The 4929-nt window shown below is 60.8% G+C and carries 5 protein-coding genes; all 5 read left to right on the top strand.

Annotation, left to right across the window (positions count from 1 at the left end; genetic code table 11):
• The first annotated feature begins 438 nt into the window (after positions 1–438).
• The 5 genes from phnC to LO50_RS07770 are packed head-to-tail and all read left to right on the top strand — an operon-like array spanning position 439 to position 4844.
• On the top strand, positions 439–1266 hold the full coding sequence (gene phnC / locus LO50_RS07790; RefSeq protein WP_003118432.1) for a phosphonate ABC transporter ATP-binding protein: 828 nt from the start codon (positions 439–441) through the stop codon (positions 1264–1266).
• Positions 1263–2126 carry a phosphate/phosphite/phosphonate ABC transporter substrate-binding protein gene (gene phnD / locus LO50_RS07785; protein ID WP_010466255.1) on the top strand — a complete coding sequence of 288 codons (864 nt, stop codon included), beginning with the start codon at positions 1263–1265 and terminating at the stop codon, positions 2124–2126. The genes phnC and phnD overlap by 4 nt, the downstream gene beginning before the upstream one ends.
• Before the next feature lie 8 nt (positions 2127–2134).
• Complete coding sequence (gene phnE, locus LO50_RS07780) at positions 2135–2962, top strand: phosphonate ABC transporter, permease protein PhnE (RefSeq protein ID WP_010466252.1); 828 nt, start codon at positions 2135–2137, stop codon at positions 2960–2962.
• An 8-nt stretch (positions 2963–2970) separates the two neighbouring features.
• Entirely contained in the window at positions 2971–3981 is a 1011-nt protein-coding gene (gene ptxD, locus LO50_RS07775; protein ID WP_003118429.1) for a phosphonate dehydrogenase PtxD, read from the top strand.
• Positions 3975–4844 carry a LysR family transcriptional regulator gene (locus LO50_RS07770; RefSeq protein WP_010466239.1) on the top strand — a complete coding sequence of 290 codons (870 nt, stop codon included), beginning with the start codon at positions 3975–3977 and terminating at the stop codon, positions 4842–4844. Before ptxD ends, LO50_RS07770 begins: the two co-directional genes overlap by 7 nt.
• Positions 4845–4929: the final 85 nt, after the last annotated feature.

The following is a 4929-nucleotide window of genomic DNA, read 5'->3' as shown; positions in this document are numbered from 1 at the left end:
TGGCTACCTATTGAGCTCCGGGAGGCGTCCATATAAGTTTCCCTAGCATTAAGCTGGGCGCGACAACAGACGTCTAGTTGGGCGGCACCTGAAGGTTTCGACCAGCCACATAACGGCCTAGGTCAATCGACGGGCAAGAATAGAATGTCTCCTATAGTCCGCTAGTGTGCGCTCTCTTGCTTGGATGGCATTACGTTCTGGCCCAACGTTACTGTAGCGAATCCGCAGCAGTATCAATCAAAGCCTCCTGTATCCCGCGTGAAGAAAGACGCTACGTTGCGCCCGTTCTTCCACGGCTTCGCTTGCCGCCCCGCTACGGCAGATTCGAAGTATTCATCGAAATGTCATCCTTTAGAAGCAGTGCGTTAACAAGGAATTTCTACCCTTTGCATCGCGAACCGCAATTGTGCGGCCAGCAATATTGCGAAAGGTGATCAAATGACGCCCCATCCGATACAGGACGCCGTGCTGCGGGTCGACCGGTTGAGCGTCGTCTATCCAGGCGGCGTGACAGCCCTACGCGATACCTCGATTGCATTTCGGCGTGGTGAGTTCACCGTGCTGCTTGGTCTCTCGGGCGCAGGCAAGTCGACCTTGCTCCGTAGTCTCAATCGACTCGTCACGCCCACTGGCGGCAGTGTCACCAGCGAACTCGGTGAACTCGGCAGCGGCTCGGCCTTGCGTCAGCATCGTCGGCGTACCGCCATGATCTTTCAGCACCACCAGCTAATCGAACGTCAAAGCGCACTGGCTAATGTGCTTACCGGTCGGCTGGCCTTTCACAACACGCTCCGCTCGCTGTTTCCTCTGCCGCGTGCCGATCAGGAGATTGCGCTCAGTTGCCTCGCTCGGGTCGGTCTGGCAGACAAGGCGCTAAGCCGGGTGGACAAACTGTCCGGTGGCCAGCAGCAGCGGGTAGGCATCGCGCGTGCGCTAGCGCAACAGCCGGCGATCATTCTGGCCGATGAGCCGGTAGCCAGTCTCGACCCGGCCACTTCGGTCCGTGTTCTCGGATTGCTGCGCGACATCTGCAAGGAAGACGGCATCACCGCCATCGTTTCGCTGCATCAACTCGAATATGCCCGCCGCTTCGCCGATCGCGTCGTCGGGCTGGCCGATTCTCAGATCGTTTTCGATGCCGCGCCCTCGGAACTCACCGATGCGCAGCTTGAGCGCATCTATGCAGGCCGCTCTACGACTCAGCCAGCGAATGCTCCGGCTGAACCACCTGTCATGCTCGAACCTTCACTGGAGATGTCCCGATGAAACGCTTATCCGCGCTCTTATTGACTTGCTTGCTGTCCGCTGTTTCAAGTTTGTCCGCCCTAGCGGCCGATGCCGATCCGGATGTGCTAAAGGTTGCCCTGCTGCCGGACGAAAACGCCTCCGAGCTGATCAAGCGTAACCAGCCGCTGAAGGATTATCTGGAAGAGCATCTGGACAAGAAGGTGCAGCTGATCGTAACCACCGACTATTCCTCGATGATTGAGGCGATGCGCTTTGGCCGTATCGACCTGGCGTATTTCGGTCCGCTGTCCTACGTCATGGCCAAAAGCAAAAGCGACATCGAGCCCTTCGCTGCCATGGTCATCGACGGCAAGCCGACCTATCGCTCGGTGATTATCGCCAATGTGGCGTCAGGCGTGAATGAGTATGCCGACCTTAAGGGCAAGAAGATGGCCTATGGTGACCGGGCATCGACGTCCAGCCATTTGATTCCCAAAACCGTGCTTCTTGAGACGGCCGATTTGACGGGTGGGCAGGACTACGAACAACATTTTGTGGGCACGCATGACGCCGTTGCCGTCAACGTGGCGAACGGCAACGCCGATGCGGGTGGGCTGTCGGAGGTAATTTTCAATCACGTAGCCGAACGTGGCCTAATCGATCCGAGCAAGGTGAAAGTACTTGGTTACAGCGGCGAATACCCCCAGTACCCCTGGGCGATGCGCTCGAACCTGAGCCCCGAGCTGAAAACCAAGGTGCGGGATGTATTCGTCGGTATCGACGATCCCGAAGTGCTGCGCAACTTCAAGGCCGAGGCCTTCGCGCCAATCACCGACGCCGACTACGATGTGATCCGCAACATGGGATCGCTGCTCGGCCTCGACTTCGCCACGATGTGAGCACCGATATGTCTACTCATTACGACGTGCAGGCGCTGCCTGCAGAGCAACGCGAGCACATCCTTCGAGGCTTCGGCCTCGGTTGGTGGCGCCAGCTGGGGCAGGTGGCGATTGTATTCGGAGTGGTGCTGTTGGCCTGCTGGTACGTGGGGCTGCTCGATGCCACCACGCTGCTGAACGGGCTGCCCTCCATCGCGACCCTGGCAGGCGAGGCCATGCCGCCAGACTTTTCGGGCTATCGAAGCTGGATTCGCCCCTTGATCGACACCTTGGCGATGAGCATCGCCGGTACGGCCATCGCAGTGGTGTTCTCGCTGGTGGTGGCCTTCGTTGCAGCGCGCAATACGGCGCCGCACCCCCTTGTGTTCGGTGTTGCCCGGGTGCTGCTCAATGCCCTGCGGTCGGTGCCGGAGCTGATCATGGGCATCATCTTCGTTGCAGCCGTAGGGTTCGGCGCCTTGCCGGGCGTGCTTGCCCTGGGTCTGCATTCGGTCGGCATGGTCGGCAAGTTCTTCGCCGAGGCCATCGAGCACGTCGACGAAGCGCCGGTGGAAGCCGCTCGGGCGGCGGGGGCTACGCCGATGCAAGTGCTGCTGCACGCGGTTTTGCCACAGGTGACGCCGCAGTTCGCCGACGTGGCGATCTACCGCTGGGAATACAACTTTCGCGCCTCCACCGTGATGGGCATGGTTGGCGCCGGCGGTATCGGCTTCGAACTCATGGGCTCGCTGCGCATCATGCAGTACCAGGAGGTTGCAGCAATCCTGCTGGTCATCCTGGCCATGGTCACGCTAGTAGACGCCTTCAGTGGCGTGCTGCGCAAACGTTTCAAATAGGACAAACCATGCTGCCGAAACTCGTTATAACTCACCGAGTACACGATGAGATCCTGCAACTGCTGGCGCCACATTGCGAGCTGATGACCAACCAGACCGACAGCACGCTGACGCGCGAGGAAATTCTGCGCCGCTGCCGCGATGCTCAGGCGATGATGGCGTTCATGCCCGATCGGGTCGATGCAGACTTTCTTCAAGCCTGCCCTGAGCTGCGTGTAGTCGGCTGCGCGCTCAAGGGCTTCGACAATTTCGATGTGGACGCCTGTACTGCCCGCGGGGTCTGGCTGACCTTCGTGCCTGATCTGTTGACGGTCCCGACTGCCGAGCTGGCGATCGGACTGGCGGTGGGGCTGGGGCGGCATCTGCGGGCAGCAGATGCGTTCGTCCGCTCTGGCGAGTTCCAGGGCTGGCAACCACAGTTCTACGGCACGGGGCTGGATAACGCTACGGTCGGCATCCTTGGCATGGGCGCCATCGGACTGGCCATGGCTGATCGCTTGCAGGGATGGGGCGCGACCCTGCAGTACCACGAGGCGAAGGCTCTGGATACACAAACCGAGCAACGGCTCGGCCTGCGCCAGGTGGCGTGCAGCGAACTCTTCGCCAGCTCGGACTTCATCCTGCTGGCGCTTCCCTTGAATGCCGATACCCAGCATCTGGTCAACGCCGAGCTGCTTGCCCTCGTACGGCCGGGCGCTCTGCTTGTAAACCCCTGTCGTGGTTCGGTAGTGGATGAAGCCGCCGTGCTCGCGGCGCTTGAGCGAGGCCAGCTCGGCGGGTATGCGGCGGATGTATTCGAAATGGAAGACTGGGCTCGCGCGGACCGGCCGCGGCTGATCGATCCTGCGCTGCTCGCGCATCCGAATACGCTGTTCACTCCGCACATAGGGTCGGCAGTGCGCGCGGTGCGCCTGGAGATTGAACGTTGTGCAGCGCAGAACATCATCCAGGTATTGGCAGGGGCGCGCCCAATCAACGCTGCGAACCGTCTGCCCAAGGCCGAGCCTGCCGCATGTTGAATCCGGTCTGGCTGAAGAGCCTGGTAGCGATCGTTCAAACAGGCAGTTTTCAGAGCGCGGCGAGGGCGTTGGGGCTGGCCCAGCCGACGGTGTCGCAGCACTTGCAGAAGCTTGAAGAGCAGGTCGGCGTAACGCTGGTGCAGCGCAGTCGTAGCGGCTGCCAGCCTACCACACGGGCGCTGGCCTTCATGCCGCATGCGACCGCCTTGCTCGACATGCACGCCCGGGCGCTAGAAGCCCTGCATGGCAATCGTGAGCGCGTCGGGGCCAGCTCCAACATCGGCACCTACCTTCTCCAGCCATTCGTGCGCAACTATCTGACGACCGCAAATGAGAGGGGCGAGGTGGATCTGCGCATCGCCGCCAACCCGGATGTGGCCGACCAGCTACTGGCGGGCCAGCTCGACGCCGCGATCATGGAATGGTGGCTACCTCACCCCGACTTCGAACACCGCCTCTGGCGGGTCGAGCCGCTGGTGCTTATCGTCAGCCCCGACCATGCGCTGGCTGAAGCAGGGTGCATAGAACGTGATCGTCTGGTGGACCTGCCGATGCTGGGAGGTGAACCGGGTAGCGGTACCGGACGGCTTCTGACCGAATACTTTGGCGAACTGGGCGTGCCTCGCAGCGGTATGCAGCTAGGCAGCACCGAGGCAGTCAAACAAGCAGTGAGGGCGGGACTCGGCGTGTCGTTGGTGATGGCTTCCGCAGTACAAGACGAAGTTCGCAGTGGCGCGCTGGTAGCTCTTCCCATCCCGGGGCTTGAAAAGCGTCTCCAACTGATCTGGCGCAAACCTCCCGGAAATCTGCACCCGCCGGGATTTGTGCGGCACTTATTGGAGGAGGCAGATCTAGCTGGATAAGGTGATGGATGGTTGCGATCCAGCGCTTGGCTTGTCAGCCTAGGGAAACTTATATGGACGCCTCCCGGAGCTCAATAGGTAGCCA

The organism is Stutzerimonas stutzeri (assembly GCF_000935215.1).
In the GTDB taxonomy this organism is placed as follows: domain Bacteria; phylum Pseudomonadota; class Gammaproteobacteria; order Pseudomonadales; family Pseudomonadaceae; genus Stutzerimonas.
The sequence above is the reverse complement of the archived record's forward strand: the minus strand, read 5'-3'. Positions and strand labels throughout refer to the sequence as shown.